Below are 21,914 nucleotides of genomic sequence, written 5' to 3'. Positions count from 1 at the left end.
GCCAGGCCTGCGACGTGGGCGAAGCCCAGGCGGCGGTGGGGCGTGCTCAGAGGAGGCCGGCTTCCGTCATCAGCTCGGTGACCTGGGGGCCGTTGAGGGAAGCGACGTCGACGGCCGGGGGCTCGAGCTCCTCGAACGGCTTGACCTCGGCGGGCAGGCTGGCCTCGGGGTTGAGCGGGTACTCCAGCGCGTACGACTCGGCCATGGCGCGCTGTCCGTCGGTGCTCGTCAGGAACTCGACGAACTGCTGGGCCACGTCCTGGTTGTCGCTCGAGGCCAGGACGCCGGCCCCGGAGACGCTGAGAAAGGCGCCGGGGTCCGCGTCGCCGAAGAAGTGGAGCGCCGACGAGTCGGAGTTCTCGCCCGCCTCGGCCTGGTCGCGGAACCAGTAGTAGTGGTAGGCGATGCCGGCCTCGACCTCGCCGGAGTTGACCGACTGCAGGACCACGAGGTTGTTCTGCAGCTCCACGCCGTTCTCCTTCAGCCCCGCCAGCCAGGCACGCGTGGCCTCCTCGCCCTCGAGTTCCAGGACGGCGCTCACGATTGCTTGGAAGTCGGCGCCGGTGGGGGAGAACGAGACGCGCCCCTTCCACTCAGGCTCGGCGAAGTCGAGGATCGAGGCCGGCATGTCCGCCTCGGTGGCCTGGTCGGTGTTGTACATCACGACGGTGGAGCGGGCGATGAATCCCGTCCAGTTGCCGGAGCTCGGGACGTACTGCTCGGGGATGGGCTCGGTGGCCTTCTCCGAGACAGGCGTGAAGAGGTCCGCGTTGTCGACGATGCTCATGGCGGGGGAGTTCTCGGTGAGGAACACGTCGGCGGGGGAGTCCGCACCCTCCGCGACGAGCTGGTTGGCCAGCTCGAGGTCCTTGCCGTGGCGTAGCTCCACGTCCAGGCCCGTCTCGTCCTCGAAGAGGGGGACGATCTCGTTCATCAGCTCCTCGTGCTGGGCGTTGTAGATCACGAGGTCCGGCTCGCTGCTGCACGCAGCGAGCAGCGGTGCCGTCAGCACGAGCGAAGCAAGGGCGAGGGGGAGCTGGGAGCGCATGGGTCCTCCGGAGGTAGGTAAGCCTCGCCTATCCTAACTGCGCCAGGCGCCCGGGCCCTAGTTGACCGGGGCCCCCGGAACGAGCGGATCGAACGCGAGGTTAATAATCACTAACCAGACGCGTTATCCTCGTCACATGAGCTTCGAACTCTCCGCCGAGCACGAGCAGTTCCGGCAGGTCGTGCGCGAGTTCGCGACCGCCCAGATCGCGCCGCACGCCGCCCAGTGGGACCGTGACCACCACTTCCCGGTCGACCTCGTCCACCAGATGGGCGACCTCGGTCTGACCGGACTCACCGCGCCCGAGGAGTACGGCGGCAGCGGGCTGGCCGGGGAGGACGGCGGCTTCACGTCGCTGTGCCTGGCCATCGAGGAGATCGGTCGCGTCGACCAGGCGATGGGCATCACGCTCGAGGCCGCGGTCGGACTGGGCATCAACCCGATCCTCACCTTCGGCACCGACGAGCAGAAGCAGACGTGGCTGCCTGACCTGGTCGCCGGGCGCACCCTGGCCGGGTTCGGTCTCACCGAGCCGGGCGCCGGGTCGGACGCCGGCGCCACCCGCACCAAGGCCGTGCTGGAGAACGGCGAGTGGGTGGTCAACGGCGCCAAGCAGTTCATCACCAACTCCGGCTCGGCGATCACCTCCGTGGTCACCGTGACCGCCCGGACGGGCGAGCGCGGAGACGGCCGTCCCGAGATCTCCGCGATCATCGTGCCCAGCGGTACGCCCGGCTTCGTCGCGGAGACCGGGTACGACAAGCTCGGCTGGCACTCCTCCGACACCCACCCGCTCTCCTTCACCGACTGCCGGGTGCCCGAGGCCAACCTGCTCGGCGCGCGCGGACGCGGCTACGCCCAGTTCCTCGCCACCCTCGACGACGGGCGCGTGGCGATCGCCGCCCTGGCCGTGGGCTGCATCCAGGCCTGCCTCGACATGAGCCTCACCTACGCCGGTGAGCGCCAGACGTTCGGCGGTGTCATCGGGCGCAAGCAGGGCGTGGCGTTCCAGATCGCCGACCTGCAGGTCATGCTCGACGCCTCGCGGATGCTGACCTACAAGGCGGCCGCGATGAAGGACGCGATGGACGCGGGACGCAACGTCTCCACCGCCCAGTTCAAGCAGGCTGCCGCGGTCGCCAAGCTGTACGCCACCGAGTCGGCCGTCACCGCGACCCGGATCGCCACGCAGGTGTTCGGCGGGTACGGCTTCATGGAGGAGTACCCGGTCGCCCGCTTCTACCGCGACGCCAAGATCCTCGAGATCGGCGAGGGCACCTCGGAGGTGCAGCGCATGCTGATCGCGCGCGGCCTCGGTCTGCCCGTGGAGTGAGGTCAGCCGGCGCTGCGCAGGCGCACCCGCACGAGGCGGCCTTCGACGGTCACCTCGACCAGGGCCGTGGCCACGGACGCGTCGAGGTCGGCGGCCGGCAGGGCCAGCGGGGTCTGGTGCGAGGTCGGCTGCCGTACGGCGACCGCGGCAGACCCCTCACCCTCGCGCACCGCGAGCTGCTTGAAGACCACGTTGCCCCGTGAGCGGTGGCGCTCGGCGATGCGGACCCGCAGGCAGAAGCCCGGCGTCTCGCCGTCGCGGCGCCGGAGCGCGACCCGACCGATGCGACGCCCGTCGGTGTCCCGCAGCACGGCGCGCTGACTGAGCTCGTACCCGGTCACGCAGGACACCCCTGCGCGTTGTCCCGGTGCAGCAGTCGGGACAGCTCCCGCGGGCGGGGAGGCGAGGACGAAGGCGCCCAGCAGGCCGGCCACGAGCAGGCGGGTGGCCGTGGGCCGGGTCCGAGATGGCATGGGCAGGGAGCCTAGGTCCGCACCGTCGACGAGTCACGGGCCGAGCGGACAGGTCTGGACCACGACGGCCTCCAGGAGGCCAATTCGTGGGGAGGTTGACGGCCCGGTTGCCCGTGTGCTGAGCGTGGCAGCGTACGCTCGTGGGGTGTCTGGGGGTCGTGGGGTACGCGCCAGCGGTGCCAAGTACGTCGTGGTCGGGTTGGTCGCGACGGCCGTATCACTGCTCGTCTTCAACGCCCTCGTGCACGGTCCCTGGGGGCTCGACGTCCTCAACGACTCCCCGAGCAAGGCGGTCGTGATCGCCAACTGCGTGGGCATGCTGGTGAGTTTCCCGGCCACCCGCCTGTGGGTCTTCGACGCCCAGCCGGGACGCTCGGTCCTCGGCCAGCTGATCGCGTTCCTGGTGGTCAACTTCGCCACCATGCTGATCCCGGTCGCCTGCCTGCAGGTCACCCGTGAGTGGTTCCACCTCCACGACCCGGTCTCCGACAACATCGCCGCCAACGTGGTGGGTCTCGCCCTGGGCAACGCGGCACGCTACGTCGCCTACCGTCGTTGGCTGTTCTCCGACCTCACCCCGGCAGCCCGGGTACGGCGGCACCGCGCCCGGTGGCGCCTGTGGACCCAGACGCGCAGCGTCACGCAGGGTTCCGCCACAGGTCGGTCCACCGCCCACCCAGACGCTGCACCAGCACGCGTACCAGTGGAAGGCTGACCCCGACCACGTTGTGGTGGTCGCCCTCGATGCCCGTCACGAAGGCGCCGCCGTACCCGTCGATGGTGAACGCGCCCGCGACGTGCAACGGCTCACCCGTCGCCACGTACGCCTCGATCTCGTCGTCGCCCACGTCGGCGAAGTGCACCGTCGTGCTGGCCGTCGCCACCTCACGGACCCCGTCGGAGGCCCGGACCAGGCAGTGCCCGGAGTGCAGCACCCCGCTGCGGCCCCGCATCGCCTGCCAGCGCCGCACCGCGACCTCGGGCGTGCCCGGCTTGCCCAGCGCCTCGCCGTCGAGCTCCAGCACCGAGTCGCACCCCAGCACCAGGGCGTCCCGCGGCACGTCGCCGCGGTCGGCCACGGCCAGTGCCTTGAGCTCGGCCAGCCCTCCTGCCAGGTCGTACGGCGCGAGCCCGTCGAGCTGGCTCTCGTCGACGCCGGACACGATGACCTGCGGCTCGATCCCGGCGCGGCGCAGCGTCTCGAGGCGGGCCGGAGAGGCCGAGGCAAGGACCAGACGCACGACGCGTCACCACCCGTCGGGGGCTCGGCAGCCGGTCGCGCCGGCTGCAACGCCCCGCTCGGGGCGTCCCGGTCACCGTAGCGGCCGTCCACGGGCTGCGAAGCGGCACCCGCAGCGGGGACGCGTTGCTAGCCTTGCCCCGTGACGGCACCGAGCGAGTGGGTCGCGGTCGTGATCGAGGACGATCCGGACGTGCGTGAGTTGATCGACGTGGTGCTGAGCCAGTCAGGCTTCCGCACGGTGCTGGCCCCCGACGGGGAGAGCGGCTTGGAGGCCGTCCGTACGCACCGGCCGCTGCTCACCACCGTCGACGTGCAGATGCCCGGCATCGACGGGCTCGAGGTCAGCCGTCGCATCCGTGAGTTCTCCAGCACCTACCTGATCATGGTGACCGGGTTGGCCGAGGAGGACGACGTCGTGCGCGGCTTCGAGGCCGGCGTCGACGACTACCTGGTCAAGCCCTTCCGGGCCCGAGAGCTCTGGGCGCGAGCCCAGTCGATGATGCGGCGCCCCCGCGAGCGGGTCGGCGCCGGCGACTCCTGGGCCGCGGCCGCGGTGGCCGAGCTCCGCGAGCGGGGACTGCCTGCCGCGGCGGCCGCCGAGGGGGACGTGCACCGCCTCGTGCACGCGGGGCTGACGCTCGACGCCGCGAGCCGTACCGTCGCGGTCGACGAGGTGCCGGTCGACCTCACCCGCACCGAGTTCGACGTGCTCGAGTCGCTGCTGCGCAGCGGTCGCCGCGTGCGCAGCAAGGCCGACCTGGTGCTGGCCGCCCGCGGCGAGGACGACGCGGGGTACGTCACCGACTCCGACAAGCGCGCAGTCGAGGTGCACGTCGCCAACCTCCGCCGCAAGCTCGGCGAGAGCGCGTCCAGTCCCCGTTTCGTGGAGACCGTGCGCGGGGTCGGCTACCGGATGGCCGAGGCCACCACCGAGCTGCACGCCGTCTGAGCTGCACGCCGCCCGCAGCAGCGGGCCCTCGACAGCTCGACGGCGAACCCACGAGGGGCCCGGAAGGTCGACGACCTTCCGGGCCCCTCGTGGTGGGACCTGTGCTCAGCGAGGCAGTGCGCTCGAGCGCCACCCGCCGAGTCCGTGAGGGAGCGTACGGCGCACCTGGCGGTGCGGTGCGTTCCACTCCGGCCGCGGCCTGGCGGGCGCCGGGGCGCCGCCGCCCAGGGCGGAGAACACCGCGACGAGCGCGGCGATCTCCTCCGGGGTCGCGTCGGGGTTGACCACCCGCAGCACCGGCTGGGCCGGCACCTGGGTGGCTTCGGTGGTCTGCTCGCCGGACATCAGAGCGGGATGTTCCCGTGCTTCTTGGCCGGCAGCGTCTCGCGCTTGGTCTCCAGCAGGCGCAGGGCCCGGACGACCTCGACGCGGGTCTCGTGGGGCTGGATGACGGCGTCGATGTAGCCGCGCTCGGCCGCGATGTACGGGTTGGCCAGCGTGGTCTCGTACTCGTCGATCAGCTCGGCCCGCTTGGCCTCCACGTCGCCGCCCTCGGCCTCGACGACCGCCAGCGTCTTGCGGTGCACGATGTTGGCCGCACCCTGGGCGCCCATGACCGCGATCTGGGCGGTCGGCCAGGCGACGTTGATGTCGGCGCCGAGGTGCTTGGAGCCCATCACGTCGTACGCGCCGCCGTAGGCCTTGCGGGTGATGATCGTGACCAGCGGGACGGTGGCCTCGGCGTAGGCGTAGATCAGCTTGGCGCCGCGGCGGATGATCCCGGTGTGCTCCTGGTCGGTGCCCGGCAGGAAGCCCGGGACGTCGACGAAGGTGAGCACGGGGATGTTGAAGGCGTCGCAGAAGCGCACGAAGCGGGCGGCCTTCTCCGAGGCGTCGATGTCCAGCGTGCCGGCGAACTGCATCGGCTGGTTGGCCACGACACCGACCGGCTTGCCCTCCACGCGGCCGAAGCCGACGATGATGTTGGGCGCGAACAGCTCCTGGACCTCGAGGAAGTCCTCGTCGTCCACGACGGTCCTGATGACCTCGTGCATGTCGTAGGGCTGGTTCGGGGAGTCCGGGATGATCGTGTCGAGCGCGCGGTCGGCGTCGCTCAGCTCGAGGTCGGCGACCTCGTCGAAGCTCGGCAGGGCGTCGAGGTTGTTCTGCGGCAGGAAGCCCAGCAGAGCCTTGACGTACTCCAGCGCGTCCTCCTCGTCGGAGGCCATGTAGTGGGCGTTGCCGGACTTGGTGTTGTGGGTCCGGGCGCCGCCCAGCTCCTCCATCGAGATCTCCTCACCGGTGACCGTCTTGATGACGTCGGGTCCGGTGATGAACATCGCGGAGGTCTGGTCGACCATGATCGTGAAGTCGGTGACGGCCGGCGAGTAGACGTGGCCGCCGGCGCAGTTGCCCATGATCAGGGAGATCTGCGGGATCACGCCGGAGGCGTGCACGTTGCGGCGGAAGATCTCGCCGTACAGGCCCAGGGAGACGACGCCCTCCTGGATGCGGGCGCCAGCGCCCTCGTTGATGCCGATGATCGGGGAGCCGGTCTTGATCGCCAGGTCCATGACCTTGGTGATCTTCTCGCCGTACACCTCGCCCAGCGAGCCGCCGAAGACGGTGAAGTCCTGCGAGAAGACGCAGACCTGACGGCCGTTGACGGTGCCGTACCCGGTGACGACGCCGTCGCCGTAGGGACGGGTCTTCTCGAGGCCGAACGCGGTGGAACGGTGCCTGGCCAGCTCGTCCAGCTCGACGAAGGAACCCTCGTCGAACAGGATCTCGATGCGCTCGCGGGCGGTCTTGCGGCCCTTCGCGTGCTGCTTCTCCACGGCCTTGGCCGAACCGGCGTGCACGGCCTCGTCGATGCGACGATCGAGGTCGGCGATCTTGCCGGCGGTGGTGTGGATGTCGATGTCGGCGGGGATCTCGGTGCCCTCGCCCGGAAGTGCACTCACGTGTGTGGCCTCCTCAACGGCTTGCTGGTGGCAATCTAGTCCCCATGCAGCCAGCCTCCGCCGACCGCCCACCCCTCGACCACCGCCGACTGTCCGAGCTGGACTCCGTACGGGTCGAGGTCGTCGAGGCCGCCGCGTCCACCAACGCGCTGGTGGCTGAGCGTGCCCGAGCGGGGGAGGAGGCGGGGCTGGTCGTCGTCGCCGAGCACCAGCAGGCGGGCCGGGGGCGGCTCGACCGGGTGTGGCAGACGCCACCCCGTGCGGCACTGACGTTCTCGATGCTCGTCGACCCCCAGATCCCCGCCCCGCGCTGGGGATTGCTCCCGCTGCTGGCCGGGTTCGTCGTCGAGACCGTCCTCGCCGAACGGATCGAGGGAGTGGGCCTCAAGTGGCCCAACGACGTGCTGGCCACGGGGCCGGACGGGGTGGACCGCAAGCTGGTCGGGATCCTCGTCGAGCGGGTCGAGGGCCCCCACGGGCCGCTCGCCGTGGTCGGGATCGGCATCAACATCTCCCAGACGCCCGACGAGCTCCCCATCGAGGGAGCCACCTCGGTGCTCGCCCAGCTGCGGGCCGAGGTGGCTGCCGAGGGCGGCGGCGAGGGGGACGTCCTGGGGGCCCGCGTGGACCGTACGGAGCTGCTCGAGCAGCTCGTCGCCACGTGGCAGGCGCTGACGCCGCTGCTCGCGGAGCCCGACGACCTGCTGGCCGGCTACCGGGCTGTGTGCAGCACCCTGGGCCGCGAGGTCGAGGTGCACCTGCCCGGAGGCCGTACGCACCGTGGCACGGCGCTGGACCTGGACTCCCACGGTGCGCTCGTCGTCGGCGACGGGCCGGGCACCCTGACGGTGACCGCGGGAGACGTGGTGCACGTGCGCCTCGCCGGGTGACATGATCGGGCCATGTCGTTTCCCGCCAAGCTCCTGAACGACGGCGAGCACGTCGTCGTCTCGACCCGGACGCACGCCAAGGCGCTGGTCGGCCCGCTGCTGGTGCTGCTGGTCACCGCCGCGCTGGTGGTCGCGCTGTCCATGTGGGCGGGAAGCCTCGACGGGCACACCGCGGCCACGGTCGTCGGCATCGCCACGGGGCTCGTGGCCGGGATCGTCGTGCTGGTGTTCACGGTGGTGCCGTTCCTGCGCTGGCTGAGCACGTCGTACACGTTCACCAACCGTCGCTTCATCAAGCGCTCCGGCATCATCGCCAAGGAGGGGCGCACGATCCCGCTCAACCGGATCAGCGGCGTCGACTTCGAGATCGGCGTCGTGGACCGGATCTTCGGGTGCGGCACGCTGGTCGTCTCGGACGCCAGTGCGGCCGGCCGGGTCGAGCTGCACGACATCCCGCGGGTGGAGCAGGTCCAGCTCCTCGTCTCCGACGAGCTGCACCGCCTCTCGCAGGGGGACCGGGCCGACGATGGCGCCTGAGCGGGAGCGCGCCGAGTCGGGCGAGCGGTTGGAGCGGGCGATCATCGGCGAGGAGGCGGTCTTCACCGCGGCCGACATCGCCGCCGAGACCGACATCACCCTCGACGAGGCACGCCGGTTGTGGCGCGCGCTGGGGTTCGCCGAGTTCGGCGACGCGGTGGCGTTCAACCGGTCCGACGCGCGGGCGGTCAAGACGCTGAAGTCGTTCGTCGACTCCGGTGCCGTCGACTTCGACACGGCCGTCAACATGACCCGCGGGGTGGGGCAGACGATGTCGCGCCTGGCCGACTGGGAGGTCGCCACCCTGGTCTCGCGGGTCGAGGAGCTCGAGGCCGGCGACCAGGCCACCGGCTCGCGGGTGACCTCGGCCATCAGGCTCATCGAGGAGGTCAACCGGCCCTTCGAGGAGCTGCTCATCTACGTCTGGCGACGGCACCTCGCGGCCGCGGTGGCCCGCGTGGAGGCGATGGGCGCCAAGGACGAGGACCTGCACACGATGGAGGCGAGCGTCGGGTTCGCCGACATCGTCTCGTTCACGGCGCTGTCCAACCGCATCGACCGCGAGAAGCTCGGCGACCTGGTCGAGGTCTTCGAGGCCCGCTGCCAGGACGTGGTCTCGCGCCTGGGTGGGCGGATCATCAAGAGCCTGGGCGACTCGGTGCTCTTCCTCGTCGACGACGCGGACACCGCCGTCGAGATCTCCGAGGGCATCATCAACGTGGTCGGGCGCGACAAGAAGATGCCGGACATCCGGGTGGGGGTCGCCTCGGGGCCCGTCATCCAGCGCCTGGGTGACGTCTTCGGTCCTCCGGTCAACATGGCTGCCCGCCTCACCGCGGTGGCGCGTCGCAACCGGATCATCATCGACCAGAAGACCGCCGACCGGCTCAACCCCGACGTGTACGAGTCCCGTCGTCTCACGGCCCGCCCGGTCCGTGGATTCGGACTCGTCGAACCGCTCACCGTACGGCGCCGATAGGCTGCGGGGGTGTCGGAGAACCCCTCGCGTCGTGCCCCGCTCCTCGCTGTCGTCGGTGGTGGTCAGCTGGCCCGGATGATGGCCCAGCCCGCGATCGCGATGGGGCTGCCGCTGCGGCTGCTCGCCGAGGCCGAGGGCGTCTCAGCGGCGCAGGTGATCCCCGACCAGATGGTCGGTGACTACCGCGACCTGGCGCTGCTGCGCGAGGTCACCGACGGGGCCGCCGTGGTCACCTTCGACCACGAGCACGTGCCCACCGAGCACCTGCACGCCCTTCAGGCCGACGGCGTGGCCGTACGCCCGGGGCCCGAGGCTCTGGTGCACGCCCAGGACAAGGCCGTCATGCGGGCCCGGCTGGCCGAGCTCGACGCCCCGTGCCCCCGCAACGCGGTGGTCTCCTCCCTCGACGAGGTCGCCGCCTTCGGTCTCCCGAGCGTGCTCAAGACGACCCGCGGCGGGTACGACGGCAAGGGTGTTTGGGTGGTGCGCGAGCTGGCCGAGGCCGGTGAGGCGTTCGCCGCGGCCGAGCAGGCCGGCGTCCAGGTGCTCGCCGAGGAGCTCGTCGACTTCCGCCGCGAGCTCTCGGCGCTGGTGGCGCGGTCGCCCAGCGGCCAGGCCGCCGCCTACCCGGTGGTGGCGACCACCCAGAAGGACGGCATCTGCCACGAGGTCGTCGCCCCCGCTCCCGACCTCGACCCGGCGCTGGCCGCGCAGGCCCAGCAGCTGGCGCTGCGGGTGGCCGGCGCGCTCGACGTGACCGGGATCCTCGCGGTGGAGCTGTTCGAGACCACCGACGGCAGGATCCTCGTCAACGAGTTGGCGATGAGGCCGCACAACACCGGTCACTGGAGCCAGGACGGCGCGGTGACCAGCCAGTTCGAGAACCACCTGCGGGCCGTGATGGACCTGCCGCTGGGCTCGCCGGAGCCGCGGGCGCCGTGGACGGTGATGGTGAACATCCTCGGTGGCCCCGACGACGCAGGTCGGCTGTGGGACGGGTACCCGCACGCACTGGCCCGCGACCCGCAGCTGCGGGTCCACCTGTACGGCAAGGACCTGCGTCCGGGGCGCAAGGTCGGCCACGTCAACGCGTTCGGTGACGACCTCACCGACTGCCTCGAGCGCGCGCGGCACGCAGCCGCGTGGTTCGCCGGCGAACTGGGCAACGAGAGCGAGTGAGCACCATGAGCGAGAACAGCAGCGCGCCGCAGGTCGGCATCGTGATGGGGTCGGACTCCGACTGGCCGACCATGCAGGCCGCGGGTGCCGTGCTCGACGAGCTGGGCGTCACCTGGGAGGCCGACGTGGTCTCGGCGCACCGGATGCCCACGGAGATGATCGAGTGGGGCCGGGCCGCCCACGGCCGCGGGCTCAAGGTCGTCATCGCCGGCGCCGGTGGCGCGGCGCACCTGCCCGGGATGCTCGCCTCGGTGACCCCGCTGCCGGTGATCGGGGTGCCGGTGCCGCTGAAGTACCTCGACGGCATGGACTCGCTGCTGTCGATCGTGCAGATGCCGGCCGGGATCCCGGTGGCCACGGTCGCGATCGGCAACGCCCGCAACGCGGGCATCCTGGCCGCCCGCATCCTCGGGACGGTGGACGAGGCGCTGCAGCAGCGGCTCCTCGACTTCGCCGACGAGCTCGCCCAGGCCGCGCACGCCAAGGGGGCCGTGGTGCGGGACGCCCAGGTGGGGACGCCGCGCCGCATCGGCTTCTGAGTCCCACTGGTTGACCCAGGTGTGAAGATGTCACACCGCCGGGTTTAGCCTCATGCCGTGTCGAGTCTTGATCCCAAACTGCAGTCCATCTACGAGCTCGTCCTGCGGCGCAACCCGGGCGAGCTGGAGTTCCACCAGGCAGTGCGGGAGGTTCTCGACTCCCTGGGGCCGGTGATCGCCAAGCACCCCGAGTACGCGGACGCCCGCGTGATCGAACGCATCTGCGAGCCGGAGCGCCAGATCATCTTCCGCGTGCCGTGGGTCGACGACAAGGGCAACATCGAGATCAACCGCGGCTTCCGCGTCGAGTTCAACTCCGCGCTGGGCCCGTACAAGGGCGGTCTGCGGTTCCACCCCAGCGTCTACCTGGGCATCATCAAGTTCCTCGGCTTCGAGCAGATCTTCAAGAACGCCCTGACCGGCCTGCCCATCGGTGGCGGCAAGGGTGGTTCCGACTTCGACCCGAAGGGTCGCTCGGACAACGAGATCATGCGCTTCTGCCAGTCGTTCATGACCGAGCTGTACCGCCACATCGGCGAGTACACCGACGTGCCGGCCGGCGACATCGGCGTGGGCGGTCGCGAGATCGGCTACATGTTCGGCCAGTACAAGCGCATCACCAACCGCTACGAGTCGGGCGTGCTGACCGGCAAGGGCATCGGCTGGGGCGGTTCGCTCGTGCGCAAGGAGGCCACCGGCTACGGCACGGTCTTCTTCGTCGACAACATGCTCAAGGCCAAGGGTGAGTCCCTGGACGGCAAGAAGGTCGTCGTCTCCGGCTCCGGCAACGTGGCCATCTACGCGATCGAGAAGGTGCACGAGCTCGGCGGCACCGTCGTGGCGTGCTCGGACTCGGCCGGCTACGTAGTCGACGAGAACGGTCTCGACCTCGACCTCGTCAAGGAGATCAAGGAGGTCGAGCGCGCCCGCATCTCCGTGTACGCCGACCGCCGCCCCGGCAGCCGTTACGTCGCCGGCGGTTCGATCTGGGACGTCGCCTGCGACGTCGCGCTCCCGTGCGCCACCGAGAACGAGCTCGACCACTCCGCCGCCGAGACGCTGGTGCGCAACGGGGTCAAGGTCGTCGCCGAGGGTGCCAACATGCCCACCACCCCGCGCGGTGTCACCACCTTCACCGACGCCGGTGTCCTCTTCGCGCCCGGCAAGGCCGCCAACGCCGGCGGCGTGGCCACCTCGGCGCTGGAGATGCAGCAGAACGCCTCGCGCGACTCCTGGAGCCACGACTACACCGAGCAGCGTCTCGGCGACATCATGGCCGGCATCCACCACCGCTGTGCCGAGGCCGCCGACGAGTACGGCCGCCCCGGCGACTACGTGCTCGGTGCCAACATCTCCGGCTTCAAGCAGGTCGCCGACGCGATGCTGGCGCTCGGCGTCGTCTGAGCACGGCCCACGTACGCCGACAGGGCGGGTCTCCCGGTGGGGGACCCGCCCTGTGGCGTCGTCGGGGGAGTGTGCTGCTCAGTCGCGCAGGCGGTACTGGATGGCGGGGCAGGTGTCCATGACGACGTCCAGCCCGGCCGTCTCCGCGCGGCGCGCGGCGTCCTCGTCGACCACGTCCAGCTGGAACCACACGCCCTTGGCGCCCTTGGCGATGCCCTGGTCGACCACCGCGCCAGCGAGCTCGGAGCGTACGAAGAGGTCGACGACGTCGACGTCGAACGGGATCTCCTCCAGCGTCGCGTACCCCTGCTCGCCCTCGACCGTCGGCGCCGACGGGTGGACCGGCACGACACGCTTGCCGTGCTCGCGCAGGACGCGCGCCACCCCGTACGCCGCACGCGTGGTGTCGTTGGACAGCCCCACCACCGCCCAGGTCCCGTACTCGTCGAGGAAGCGGTTGATGACCGCAGGGTCCTTCCACTGGGTGCTCATGGGGTGAGGTTACTCAGGCCCTCAACCCTCAGCGCCGGGCGTAGCCGTGGTGCCTCTGCGGGTGCCGCGCCGGCCCCGTCGGGACCCGCCGCGGCCACCACAGCGCCACCGCTACCGCCACCAGCAGCAGCCACGGCTCCTGCGCGATCACGGCGCCGACCAGCACGACGAGCAGCAGCGGCAGCAGGAAGCGACGCCGCCGGCGCCGGTAGGAGACGGGGTTCGCGGCGGCCCGGCCCTGCGCGGTGAGCATCGGGTTGACCGGTCGGGGCAGGTCCTCGAAGAGGATGGCCAGGTCGGGGGCGGTGCGGGCGGTGCCCACGGCGTCGAGGCGCTCGTCGTACTCGTCGTGGTCGAGCCGGCCCTCGGCGTAGTGCCGGGCCAGCTCCTCCATGGCGCGTTCCCGCTCGGCGTCGCCGATGCGCTGCCGCGCGGGCTCGTACGTGGTCACGGACGCTGGTCCTCTCCGCGGCCGTCGGCGAGGATGCCGTACAGGCTGCGGCGGGTGTCGGCGAGCACCTCCAGCGCCGCACGCCGCTGCGACTCCGAGCCCTGCGTGACCAGCTGCCAGGCGGCGCTCATCACCTGGGTGATCTCGCTCTTGAAGTCGGCGCCCTGGCGGCGGCCCGGGTCGTCGCTGCCGCTCTCGTCGCCCGACGTCGTGTCGCCGAACCGGCTGGGGGAGGGGGTGCGCTGGAACGGCGCCCAGACGGCGTCGAGGTCGGCGGTGTGCGCCTCGGCCCAGGCGACTCCCTCGGGGGTCAGGCGCAGGGAGCGGCGTCCGCGCTCGTCGTCGCTGGTGACCAGTCCCTCGTCCTCGAGCTGCGAGATCGTCGGGTAGACCGAGCCGGGCGACGGGCGCCACTCGCCGTCGCTGAGGTCGGCGATCTGCTGGATGACCTGGTACCCGTTGATCGACTCCTCGGCCTGTCCGGCGCGGTGCAGGACGTCGATGATGGCGGTACGGACGTCGCCGCGTCGCACCCGGGGGCCGCGGCTGGGGCGGGGCGGCTGACCCATCCCGAACATCTCCTGGAGCCACGCCGGCGGGCCGCCGGGGCCGAAGGCGTTGCCGAAGCCCTGGCCGAAGGGGTTGCCCCACTGCTGCCCACGGCTGCGGTGGCGGCGGTAGTGGTCGTGCGAGTTCCAGTCGTCGTTCATGGCGTGCCTCCTGAGCTCTGGTGTCGCGCCCCGAGGTTCCGGACGCTCTATCGCGACACATGGCGATATATCGCGATCTGTTGGGATCGTACGTCGGCCCCGCCGCCGCTTCAAGGGCGCTGCCCTGCCGGGGAGGGACGTTGGTCCCCTCCCGTCCCGACCTGGTGCCGCGATGTGCCGCCCCGCCGGTGCGCGACCTAGGCTCTGCACAGACCGCAGCAGGCAGCCGAGGAGGTGCGCCATCGCCAGCCGTGACGCCCTCGAGGCTCCACCCGCCCCCTGGGTGTGGGTGCGCGCCTGCGTGGTGGGTCTGCTCGGTCTCGGCAGCGGCGTCGCCTCCCACCTGCTCGGCGGCGGCCTGCTCCCGGGCGCCGCCCCGATGGCGCTGCTCGCGGGCGTCTCGATCGTGGCCGGCGCACTGCTGCTCAACGCCTGGGCGAGCACCACCCGGCTCGTGCTCCTCGTGGTGGCCGCCCAGACCGGCTGGCACCTCGTGCTGTCCGGCCTCGCCGGGCACGCGGGCGACCCGGGCGCCCCGGCCGCGGCGACGCCGGTCCCCGAGGTGACCGGCGGAGGCCGCACGGGCTCCCTCTTCGACGCCTACGCGGCCAGCCTCCCCGAGGCGAGCGGCGCCGCTGACGGTGGCGGCGCGGGGTTCCTCTCCCACCAGCTCGACCACCTGGCCCACCAGGGCCCCCTGATGGTCCTGGCCCACCTGCTCGGCGCCGTCGCGCTCGGTCTCTTCCTGGCGCGCGGCGAGCACGCGTTGTGCACCCTGCTCATCCTGTCGCTGGCCCGGCTGCTCCGCGTCGTACGCCCCTGCCGCGCCCTGCACGTCACCCCGCTGACCAGCACCGGGCCGCACCCGGGGGCGGTCGTGGTCGCTCCCCGGTCCGTGCACGTCGTACGGCACGTCCCCCGGCGCGGTCCTCCTCGCGCGCTGCCGCGGCCCCCGGCCGTGGCACTCGCAGCCTGACCGGACCCACCCGACGCTCCACGTACGGGTGTGTCCTCCACACCTGTCACGAGGAGAAACCTGTGCGTACCCGAACCACCCCTGCCCACCGCGCCGTCACCCGCGCACGGCGCGCCGCCACCGCCGCCCTGGCCGTCGCCCTGGGCCTCGGCCTCGCCGCGTGCGGCGACGACGCCGGGCCGACGAAGGCCGACGAGACCACCCAGGCCGACCAGGTCACCATCGAGGACCCGTGGGTCCGCGCCACCGAGGGGTCGAAGGACACCTCCATGACGGCTGCGTTCATGGTGATCACCAACGAGGGGACCGAGGAGGTCACCCTCGTCGGCGCCGACACCGAGGTCGCCGGCCGGACCGAGATCCACGAGATGGTCGAGATCGACGGCGAGATGGCGATGCAGGCCATCGAGGGCGGGCTCGTCCTGGCCGCCGACCGCGGCCAGGTCCTCCAGCCGGGCGGCAACCACATCATGCTGATGGAGGTCTCCACCGCGCTCAAGGCCGGCGACGAGGTCGCGCTGACGCTCGAGTTCGACGACGGCTCGACCCGTGAGCTCACCGTGCCGGTGAAGCCGTTCACGGAGGAGACGGGCCACTACCACGAGCCCGGCACCGACGCCGACCACGAGCACTGAGCGGGCGCCGACGATGACCGAGCAGGACCTCGACCGCACCCCACCGTCCACCTCGCCCCGTCCTCCGGCGGGACCGGCGGTGGGCCGGCGGGGCCTGATCGGGTACGTCGGCAGCGCCGTCGTCGGGGCGGGGGTGGGTGCCGCCACCGGTGCCGCCGTCGCCTCGGCGACCGCCTCGGACGAGGTCGTCCAGCGCGTCGGGGAGACGCTCTCCCCGTACGGCCGGCACCAGGCCGGGGTCACCGCCCCGATGCAGGCCTGCAGCGAGACCGTCGCGCTCGACCTGCTGCCCGCGGTGGCCCGTGCCGCCGACCGGGACGCCCTGGCCCGGATGCTGCGGGTGCTGACCGGCGACATCGAGGCGTTCATGCTCGGGCGCGGCGCACCCGGTGACCCCACGCCGTGGCTGTCGTCGGCGGGGGCCGACGTCGCCGTGACCCTAGGGCTCGGGCACACCTTCTTCACCGACGCGTGGGGGCTGCCCGCCCCCGGCGGTTTCGAGCCGGTCCCGCCCATGGAGCACGACCGCCTGCAGGAGCGCTGGAGCGGCGGCGACCTCGTGCTGGTCGTGGGCGGGCGCGACGCCACCACCGTCGGCCACGTGGTCCGGCGGCTGGTGGCCGACGTGGCACCGTTCGCGACGCTGCGCTGGCGCCAGCAGGGGTCGTGGAACGGCTTCGGGGCCGACGGCGGGCGCGTCACCGGCCGGAACCTTTTCGGCCAGGTCGACGGCTCCGCCAACCCCGCGCCCGGCACCGACCTGTTCGACCGCACCGTGTGGATCAACGGCGGCGCCTGGCAGCACGGCACCACGCTGGTCGTCCGCAGGATCCGCATGGACCTGCCCACCTGGGACGGCCTGACGCGGGCCGAGCAGGAGCAGTCCGTCGGCCGCGACCTCGCGACCGGGGCGCCACTGACCGGTGGTGCTGAGCTCGACGACGTCGACCTGCAGGCCCGGCGCGACGGCGCGTACGTGGTCGCGGCCGGCTCGCACGTACGCCGCTCGCACCCCGACCTCAACGGCGGCCGGCGGATCTTCCGCAAGGGCGCCAACTACGAGGTCCTGACCGAGGAGGGCAGCGAGGCGGGCCTGGTCTTCGCCAGCTACCAGGCCAACCTCTCGGGTCAGTTCACCCCGCTCCAGCAGGCCATCGACGCCGAGGACCTGCTCAACGAGTGGACCACCGCGATCGGGTCCGCGGAGTTCGCCGTCCTCCCAGGTTTCGAGAAGGGGGGCTGGCTCGGCCAGTCGTTGCTGGGAGACTCCTGACATGACGGCTCAGGTGAGGATCCCGGCAGGCGTACGGTTCCTGCGGTGGCTGACGGCGACGGTGCCGTCCCTGTCCGTGTCGAACATGGACGAGCGCACCCTCCGCCGCATGCAGTCCTCGGCCATCCCGGAGAACCCTGTCGTGGGTCTGTTCCTGGGGCGCCCCCGACCGGACGTGCGCACCAACCACTGGTCCTTCGCCGGCCCCGGCGGCCAGGTCCCGGTCCGCGTGTACACCCCTCGCGCGGCCACCTCGCGTCCGCGGCCGCTGGTGCTCAACCTCCACGGCGGCGGGTTCGTGCTGGGCAGCGCCCGGCAGAGCGACTGGATCGCGCACCAAGTGGCCGCCGGCGTCGGTGCGGTCGTGGTCGCGCCCGACTACCGACTCGCCCCGACCGACCCGTTCCCGGCCGCGGTGGAGGACGCCGTCGCGACCCTGGAGTGGGCGGTCGAGAACGCCAGCGAGTTCGGGGCCGACGGCTCCCGGATCGCCGTCATGGGGGACAGCGCGGGCGGCACGCTCGCGGCGGTCCTGGCCCTGCACGCACGCGACCACGGGCTGGGCCGCGACGGCACCTCGCGCATCGTCCACCAGGGCCTGGTCTACCCGGCGACCGAGCTGACCGACGAGCGTTTCGAGCAGCCGTCGTCGGTGGCCAACACGCGGCCGATCCTGCTCAGCAACCGCGACATGGAGGTGTTCCGGTCGCACTACGTCCCGCCGGGCACCGACCTCACCGACTGGCGCCTCTCGCCGTACCACGCTGCCGACCACACCGGCCTGCCGCCGGCCACGGTGGTCCTGGCGGGGCTCGACCCGCTGCACGACACCGGCGCGCGGTACGCCCAGAAGCTGGCCGACGCCGGCGTCGAGGTGCGGGTGGAGGAGTACCACCGGATGCCGCACGGCTTCCTCACGTTCCCCTACCTGTGCAAGGACGCCCGGCACGCCGCGGCCGCCCTGGTCCGGGACCAGCGGGCCGCGTTCGCGGTCGACTGACCGGTCAGGTCTGACCGATCAGCGCGGCAGGCCGCTGGGCGTGCAGAGCTTCTTGGGGATCGAACCCGTGTCGTCGTTGATGACGTACTCGAACATCTGCGGGGCCCGGGTGGAGTCCCAGTTGACCGCGAGGTCGCTGATCGGCACCCCGCAGGTCAGGCCCTTCTCGCCGTCCACCGAGGTCATCGCGAGGGCGAAGCGGGCCAGCGCGACCGGCCCGGTTCCCTCGGAGACGGTGAGGAACGACGAGGCGGCGTTGCCGAGGCGTACATAGCGGACCGGGTTGATCACGCTCCACGGGGACAAAGCCTTGCTGCCGACCGCGGAGACGACCTCGCGCTGGTGGCGGGCGCGGTCGATGTCGCCGAGCTGGGAGGTCTTGCGGGAGCGGGCGTACCCCAGCGCGGTGACGCCGTCGGCCTGCTGGCAGCCCTTCTTGATGTCCAGGTTGGCCTGGGGGTCCTTCATGTCCTCGGTGGGGCAGATCTCGATGCCGCCCACGGCGTCGACGAGGCCGACGACGCCGCCCATGCCGATCTCGACGTAGTCGTCGATGCGGATCCCGGTCTCCTGCTCGAGCGTCTGCACGAGCAGCTTGGGGCCGCCCCAGGCGTACGCGGCGTTGACCTTGTTGGAGCCCCTGCCGGGGATGTCGACGATCGAGTCGCGGGGGATCGACATCAGCAGGTTGGGGCCCTTGCCGATGTGCAGCAGCATGATCGTGTCGGTGCGCTGCCCGCCGGCGTTGCCGGTGCCCAGCTCCTTGCGCTCGGCCTCGGTGAGCCCCTCGCGGGAGTCGCTGCCGACGATCAGGTACGTCGTGCCCTTCTGGTCCGCCGGGCGTTCCCCGCCGGGGTCGGCGTCGACCTTCGCGACCCGGCTCCACGACCACAGCGGCACCGCGAGCAGGAAGACCAGCCACGCGACCAGCGCCCACTTCACCCAGCGCAGGCCGCCCCGGCGTCGGGGAGGCCTTGCGGCGGCGGGGGTGGGGGCGACCGGGCGCTGCGGGGGAGCGCCGGAGCCGCCGCGGTCGGTGCTGCGGGGGTCGGCTGCGCGCGGGTCGGTGCTGCGTGGCGGGCGCCCGGCGGGCATCACCCGGGTGGGCTCGGGGCCGTACGGCGTCTCGTCGCGGGGAGACCTGCTCGGACGGCGCGAGGCGGACCCGCGCATCACCTGGGTCGAGTCGTCGGAGGTGTCGCGGCGTCGCGAGCCGTACAGCCACTCGTACTCGGGGCTGCCTTCCTCCGGCGGCTGCGAGCCGCCACGACGATCTGCCATGACCGTGACGCTAGCGCGCGGACGGTGAGGCGAGGACCGCACCCGTGCCCCGGAGTGTCGCTGGACCTGAGGCCGCTGAGGCTGGTGATACTGGTGTGGCTGTCTGGTCCACATGCTCGTCGAGAGGTCTTCCCCATGTCGTACGGCCCTGCCGACCCCACCCCGGGACGCTCGGCCCAGCCTGCGACCGGCCTGTCGGCCGAGGACCGGGCCCAGCGGGTCCGGTTCCGCCGGGCGGTCACCCTGGTGCTGATGACCCTCGTGCTCCCCGGCTCCGCGCAGCTGGTCGCGGGCAGCGAACGGGCCCGGCGCACCACCACCCGCGTGTGGACCGTGGTGCTGCTCCTCGCGGCCGGGCTGACCGTCGTCTCGCTGCTCTTCCTGGGGGTCGCCGCGCTCTTCGGCACCGGCCCGCGCGAGATCGCCTTCAAGCTCGGCACCAACGTCCTCCTGCTCGGCGTCCTGCGCTGGGCGCTCGTCCTGGGCGCGATCGGGTGGGGCTACCTCATCGTGGACGCCTGGCGTCTGGGCGACCCGCTCAGTCTGCACCGTCGCCAGCGGCTCACCGTGGTGAGCGTCAGCGGCGTGCTGTGCCTCGCGGTGGCCGGCAGCCTGCTCTTCGGTTCGCACGTCGTGGCCGTGGGCCGCAGCTCGCTGATCGCCCTGGCCGGCAACGGTGAGGCCTCCGGCGCGCACGACGGCCGGTACAACGTGCTGCTCATCGGTGGCGACCAGGGCGCCGGACGCTGGGGGATGCGCGCGGACTCGCTGACGCTGGCCAGCATCGACGCCGAGACCGGCAAGACGGTGCTGATCAGCCTGCCGCGCAACATGCAGAACTTCCCCTTCGTCGAGGGGTCGGTGATGGACGAGCAGTTCCCCGACGGTTTCGACGAGCCCGACATGTACCTCAACGGGCTCACCACCTGGGCGGCCGACCACAAGGACCTCTTCAAGGGCGTCAAGCACCCGGGGATCGAGGCCACCAAGCAGGCGGTGGAGGGGATCACCGGGCTCAAGGTCAACTACTGGGCGATGGTCAACCTCGAGGGGTTCAAGGGGCTGGTCGACGCCGTCGGCGGCGTCGAGCTCAACGTCCGCCAGCCGATCCCGGTCGGGCTGCCGCACGAGTCGACGTTCCACTACATCGAGCCCGGCAAGCGCGTCCTCGACGGCCACGACACCCTGTGGTTCGCCCGCGCCCGCGAGGGCTCCGACGACTACTCGCGCATGGCGCGCCAGAAGTGCGTCATGTCCGCCATGCTCACCCAACTCAGCCCGCAGACCGTGGTCACCAACCTCTCCGACATCGCCGAGGCCGGGACCAAGCTCGTCTCGACCAGTCTGCCGGGCAGCGAGATGGGTCGCTTCATGGACTTGGCGCTCAAGGCCAAGAGCCAGAAGATCGCGACGCTGTCGCTGGTCCCGCCCATGATCAACACCGCCGACCCCGACATCGACCTCGTCCACAGCAAGGTCGCCGACGCGATCGACCGCGCCGAGGGCAAGGCCGCGGCGAAGGGTCCGGGCAAGAAGAAGGGGAGCGGTTCCTCCGGCGTGACCGGCGGTTCGGTCGGCAGTCTGAGTGGCGGGTACGCGGCCAACGACTCCGAGGACCTCGGCTCAGCCTGCTGAACGTAGGCTGTGCCGCGTGACGTCCCCCAACCCCTCGGGCCCACCCGTACGGATCGTCGCCGCCGTCGTCACGTACAACCGTCTCGACCTGCTGCGCGAGGTCGTCGACCGGTTGGGCGAGATCGAGGGGCTGGCCGAGGTGCTGGTCCTGGACAACGCCTCCACCGACGGCACGTCGACCTGGCTCGCCGGGCGGGACCGCACGGGCGCCACGCCGCTGCTGAGCCGTACCGCCACGGAGAACCGGGGTGGCGCGGGCGGCTTCCACGACGGCCTGGGCTGGGCCGTCGAGCGCGGCGCCGACCTGGTGTGGCTGATGGACGACGACGGGCTGCCCGACGTCGACTGCCTGCGCACGCTGCTGCAGCACCACGGTGAGCTGGACTTCTGGGGACCGGTCGTCGTCGACAAGGACGACCGGGAGCGGCTGGTCTTCCCGATCCGGCTGCCCGGCGGCTCCACGGTCGTCCACGACATGGCCGAGGTCCGCGCAGCCGCGCGCGACGGCCTGGTCCGTGACGTGGTGATCCCGTTCAACGGCGTGCTGGTCACCCGCGAGCTGGTCGAGCGGATCGGTCTGGTCCGCGAGGAGATGTTCATCTGGGGTGATGACCACGAGTACCGGCTGCGCGCGGAGCGGGCCGGGGCCCGGATCGCCACCGTCGTCGACGCCACCGTGGCCCACCCGCGGGTGGGGGACCTGGGCACCCCGATGGTGGGCGGGCGGATGACGTACAACCACAGCCCCAGCGACCTCAAGCACTACTGCATGGCCCGCAACAACCTGCTCAACCTGCGCGAGTACCGTGGGCCGCTGCACGCGCTGGCCTTCGTCGCCAAGACCGTGTGGTTCTACACGTTCACCCGTCCCGACCTCTCCCGCCTTCGCCTGAGCTTCCAGGCGTTCGCGGCGGCGCTGCGGG

24 protein-coding genes are annotated in these 21,914 nt (G+C 71.8%); 15 read left to right on the top strand and 9 right to left on the bottom strand.

The window, feature by feature from the left end; all coding sequences use genetic code 11:
* Window positions 1–46: 46 nt before the first annotated feature.
* Window positions 47–1,048, bottom strand: coding sequence for an iron ABC transporter substrate-binding protein (locus ACI379_RS11770; RefSeq protein WP_439792277.1), 1,002 nt, complete (start codon window positions 1,046–1,048; stop codon window positions 47–49).
* Window positions 1,049–1,184: 136 nt separating this feature from the next.
* Between ACI379_RS11770 and ACI379_RS11765 the strand changes: the two genes are divergently transcribed.
* Window positions 1,185–2,381 (top strand): acyl-CoA dehydrogenase family protein, encoded by a 1,197-nt coding sequence (locus tag ACI379_RS11765; protein WP_439792276.1) that lies wholly within the window; start codon window positions 1,185–1,187, stop codon window positions 2,379–2,381.
* Between the two features lie 2 nt (window positions 2,382–2,383).
* Here the strand turns inward: ACI379_RS11765 and ACI379_RS11760 are convergent, their stop codons facing one another.
* Window positions 2,384–2,854 carry a hypothetical protein gene (locus ACI379_RS11760; protein ID WP_439792275.1) on the bottom strand — a complete coding sequence of 157 codons (471 nt, stop codon included), beginning with the start codon at window positions 2,852–2,854 and terminating at the stop codon, window positions 2,384–2,386.
* 145 nt (window positions 2,855–2,999) lie between these two features.
* Here ACI379_RS11760 and ACI379_RS11755 point away from each other — a divergent pair, with 145 nt between their 5' ends.
* On the top strand, window positions 3,000–3,569 hold the full coding sequence (locus tag ACI379_RS11755) for a GtrA family protein (RefSeq protein ID WP_439792274.1): 570 nt from the start codon (window positions 3,000–3,002) through the stop codon (window positions 3,567–3,569).
* Here the strand turns inward: ACI379_RS11755 and ACI379_RS11750 are convergent.
* Window positions 3,493–4,095, bottom strand: a complete 603-nt coding sequence (locus ACI379_RS11750; protein WP_439792273.1) for a Maf family protein — start codon at window positions 4,093–4,095, stop codon at window positions 3,493–3,495. The genes ACI379_RS11755 and ACI379_RS11750 overlap by 77 nt on opposite strands.
* Before the next feature lie 141 nt (window positions 4,096–4,236).
* On the opposite strand from ACI379_RS11750, the gene ACI379_RS11745 reads away from it, so the two are divergent.
* Window positions 4,237–5,046, top strand: coding sequence for a response regulator transcription factor (locus ACI379_RS11745; protein WP_439792272.1), 810 nt, complete (start codon window positions 4,237–4,239; stop codon window positions 5,044–5,046).
* Between the two features lie 105 nt (window positions 5,047–5,151).
* On the opposite strand, the gene ACI379_RS11740 is transcribed toward ACI379_RS11745, so the two are convergent.
* Together ACI379_RS11740 and ACI379_RS11735 are read right to left on the bottom strand one after the other, a co-directional pair.
* Entirely contained in the window at window positions 5,152–5,391 is a 240-nt protein-coding gene (locus ACI379_RS11740) for an acyl-CoA carboxylase subunit epsilon (protein ID WP_439792271.1), read from the bottom strand.
* Window positions 5,391–6,980, bottom strand: a complete 1,590-nt coding sequence (locus tag ACI379_RS11735) for an acyl-CoA carboxylase subunit beta (RefSeq protein WP_439792285.1) — start codon at window positions 6,978–6,980, stop codon at window positions 5,391–5,393. The genes ACI379_RS11740 and ACI379_RS11735 overlap by 1 nt, the downstream gene beginning before the upstream one ends.
* Window positions 6,981–7,054: 74 nt before the next feature.
* Here ACI379_RS11735 and ACI379_RS11730 point away from each other — a divergent pair, with 74 nt between their 5' ends.
* The 6 genes from ACI379_RS11730 to gdhA are packed head-to-tail and all read left to right on the top strand — an operon-like array spanning window position 7,055 to window position 12,538.
* The gene (locus tag ACI379_RS11730; RefSeq protein ID WP_439792270.1) at window positions 7,055–7,900 is read left to right on the top strand and encodes a biotin--[acetyl-CoA-carboxylase] ligase; all 846 of its coding nucleotides are present in this window, start codon (window positions 7,055–7,057) and stop codon (window positions 7,898–7,900) included.
* 12 nt (window positions 7,901–7,912) lie between these two features.
* Window positions 7,913–8,437, top strand: coding sequence for a PH domain-containing protein (locus tag ACI379_RS11725; protein ID WP_439792269.1), 525 nt, complete (start codon window positions 7,913–7,915; stop codon window positions 8,435–8,437).
* Window positions 8,427–9,416 carry an adenylate/guanylate cyclase domain-containing protein gene (locus ACI379_RS11720; RefSeq protein ID WP_439792268.1) on the top strand — a complete coding sequence of 330 codons (990 nt, stop codon included), beginning with the start codon at window positions 8,427–8,429 and terminating at the stop codon, window positions 9,414–9,416. The genes ACI379_RS11725 and ACI379_RS11720 overlap by 11 nt, the downstream gene beginning before the upstream one ends.
* 9 nt (window positions 9,417–9,425) lie before the next feature.
* Window positions 9,426–10,595, top strand: a complete 1,170-nt coding sequence (locus ACI379_RS11715) for a 5-(carboxyamino)imidazole ribonucleotide synthase (protein WP_439792267.1) — start codon at window positions 9,426–9,428, stop codon at window positions 10,593–10,595.
* Between the two features lie 5 nt (window positions 10,596–10,600).
* A complete protein-coding gene (gene purE, locus ACI379_RS11710) occupies window positions 10,601–11,134 on the top strand; it encodes a 5-(carboxyamino)imidazole ribonucleotide mutase (protein ID WP_439792284.1) in 534 nt (177 codons plus the stop codon).
* A 57-nt stretch (window positions 11,135–11,191) separates the two neighbouring features.
* Window positions 11,192–12,538, top strand: a complete 1,347-nt coding sequence (gene gdhA / locus ACI379_RS11705) for an NADP-specific glutamate dehydrogenase (protein WP_439792266.1) — start codon at window positions 11,192–11,194, stop codon at window positions 12,536–12,538.
* A 78-nt stretch (window positions 12,539–12,616) separates the two neighbouring features.
* Here gdhA and ACI379_RS11700 read toward each other — a convergent pair whose 3' ends face one another.
* Genes ACI379_RS11700 through ACI379_RS11690 form a run of 3 tightly spaced genes read right to left on the bottom strand, consistent with a single transcriptional unit; the run spans window position 12,617 to window position 14,191 of the window.
* Window positions 12,617–13,030, bottom strand: a complete 414-nt coding sequence (locus tag ACI379_RS11700) for a CoA-binding protein (protein WP_439792265.1) — start codon at window positions 13,028–13,030, stop codon at window positions 12,617–12,619.
* Window positions 13,031–13,058: 28 nt separating this feature from the next.
* Complete coding sequence (locus ACI379_RS11695) at window positions 13,059–13,481, bottom strand: DUF1707 SHOCT-like domain-containing protein (RefSeq protein ID WP_439792264.1); 423 nt, start codon at window positions 13,479–13,481, stop codon at window positions 13,059–13,061.
* Window positions 13,478–14,191, bottom strand: coding sequence for a PadR family transcriptional regulator (locus tag ACI379_RS11690; RefSeq protein WP_439792263.1), 714 nt, complete (start codon window positions 14,189–14,191; stop codon window positions 13,478–13,480). The genes ACI379_RS11695 and ACI379_RS11690 overlap by 4 nt, the downstream gene beginning before the upstream one ends.
* 301 nt (window positions 14,192–14,492) lie before the next feature.
* Here ACI379_RS11690 and ACI379_RS11685 point away from each other — a divergent pair, with 301 nt between their 5' ends.
* From ACI379_RS11685 to ACI379_RS11670, 4 genes are all read left to right on the top strand, one after another.
* Window positions 14,493–15,167, top strand: coding sequence for a hypothetical protein (locus ACI379_RS11685; protein WP_439792262.1), 675 nt, complete (start codon window positions 14,493–14,495; stop codon window positions 15,165–15,167).
* Window positions 15,168–15,229: 62 nt separating this feature from the next.
* Window positions 15,230–15,802: a copper chaperone PCu(A)C gene (locus ACI379_RS11680; RefSeq protein WP_439792261.1), complete on the top strand. Its 573-nt coding sequence runs from the start codon at window positions 15,230–15,232 to the stop codon at window positions 15,800–15,802.
* Between the two features lie 13 nt (window positions 15,803–15,815).
* Window positions 15,816–17,075 carry a Dyp-type peroxidase gene (locus ACI379_RS11675; RefSeq protein WP_439792260.1) on the top strand — a complete coding sequence of 420 codons (1,260 nt, stop codon included), beginning with the start codon at window positions 15,816–15,818 and terminating at the stop codon, window positions 17,073–17,075.
* A 1-nt stretch (window position 17,076) separates the two neighbouring features.
* Window positions 17,077–18,075 carry an alpha/beta hydrolase gene (locus ACI379_RS11670; RefSeq protein WP_439792259.1) on the top strand — a complete coding sequence of 333 codons (999 nt, stop codon included), beginning with the start codon at window positions 17,077–17,079 and terminating at the stop codon, window positions 18,073–18,075.
* 18 nt (window positions 18,076–18,093) lie between these two features.
* Here ACI379_RS11670 and ACI379_RS11665 read toward each other — a convergent pair whose 3' ends face one another.
* The gene (locus ACI379_RS11665) at window positions 18,094–19,356 is read right to left on the bottom strand and encodes an LCP family protein (RefSeq protein WP_439792258.1); all 1,263 of its coding nucleotides are present in this window, start codon (window positions 19,354–19,356) and stop codon (window positions 18,094–18,096) included.
* A 135-nt stretch (window positions 19,357–19,491) separates the two neighbouring features.
* On the opposite strand from ACI379_RS11665, the gene ACI379_RS11660 reads away from it, so the two are divergent.
* Window positions 19,492–20,991, top strand: a complete 1,500-nt coding sequence (locus ACI379_RS11660) for an LCP family protein (protein WP_439792257.1) — start codon at window positions 19,492–19,494, stop codon at window positions 20,989–20,991.
* A 16-nt stretch (window positions 20,992–21,007) separates the two neighbouring features.
* Window positions 21,008–21,914, top strand: a 907-nt coding sequence (locus ACI379_RS11655) for a glycosyltransferase family 2 protein (RefSeq protein WP_439792256.1), incomplete at its 3' end; no start/stop codon positions are given.

The sequence above is a fragment of the Nocardioides sp. genome (assembly GCF_051876515.1).
Lineage (GTDB): Bacteria > Actinomycetota > Actinomycetes > Propionibacteriales > Nocardioidaceae > Nocardioides.
The sequence above is the reverse complement of the archived record's forward strand: the minus strand, read 5'-3'. Positions and strand labels throughout refer to the sequence as shown.

What these genes read in the sequence shown, in the direction of transcription:
- ACI379_RS11770 (WP_439792277.1), bottom strand. Translation starts at nt 1,048, where the DNA reads ATGCGCTCCCAGCTCCCCCTCGCCCTTGCTTCGCTCGTGCTGACGGCA.
- ACI379_RS11765 (WP_439792276.1), top strand. Translation starts at nt 1,185, where the DNA reads ATGAGCTTCGAACTCTCCGCCGAGCACGAGCAGTTCCGGCAGGTCGTG.
- ACI379_RS11760 (WP_439792275.1), bottom strand. Translation starts at nt 2,854, where the DNA reads ATGCCATCTCGGACCCGGCCCACGGCCACCCGCCTGCTCGTGGCCGGC.
- ACI379_RS11740 (WP_439792271.1), bottom strand. Translation starts at nt 5,391, where the DNA reads ATGTCCGGCGAGCAGACCACCGAAGCCACCCAGGTGCCGGCCCAGCCG.
- ACI379_RS11730 (WP_439792270.1), top strand. Translation starts at nt 7,055, where the DNA reads ATGCAGCCAGCCTCCGCCGACCGCCCACCCCTCGACCACCGCCGACTG.
- ACI379_RS11725 (WP_439792269.1), top strand. Translation starts at nt 7,913, where the DNA reads ATGTCGTTTCCCGCCAAGCTCCTGAACGACGGCGAGCACGTCGTCGTC.
- ACI379_RS11720 (WP_439792268.1), top strand. Translation starts at nt 8,427, where the DNA reads ATGGCGCCTGAGCGGGAGCGCGCCGAGTCGGGCGAGCGGTTGGAGCGG.
- purE (WP_439792284.1), top strand. Translation starts at nt 10,601, where the DNA reads ATGAGCGAGAACAGCAGCGCGCCGCAGGTCGGCATCGTGATGGGGTCG.
- ACI379_RS11700 (WP_439792265.1), bottom strand. Translation starts at nt 13,030, where the DNA reads ATGAGCACCCAGTGGAAGGACCCTGCGGTCATCAACCGCTTCCTCGAC.
- ACI379_RS11690 (WP_439792263.1), bottom strand. Translation starts at nt 14,191, where the DNA reads ATGAACGACGACTGGAACTCGCACGACCACTACCGCCGCCACCGCAGC.
- ACI379_RS11675 (WP_439792260.1), top strand. Translation starts at nt 15,816, where the DNA reads ATGACCGAGCAGGACCTCGACCGCACCCCACCGTCCACCTCGCCCCGT.
- ACI379_RS11670 (WP_439792259.1), top strand. Translation starts at nt 17,077, where the DNA reads ATGACGGCTCAGGTGAGGATCCCGGCAGGCGTACGGTTCCTGCGGTGG.
- ACI379_RS11665 (WP_439792258.1), bottom strand. Translation starts at nt 19,356, where the DNA reads ATGGCAGATCGTCGTGGCGGCTCGCAGCCGCCGGAGGAAGGCAGCCCC.
- ACI379_RS11660 (WP_439792257.1), top strand. Translation starts at nt 19,492, where the DNA reads ATGTCGTACGGCCCTGCCGACCCCACCCCGGGACGCTCGGCCCAGCCT.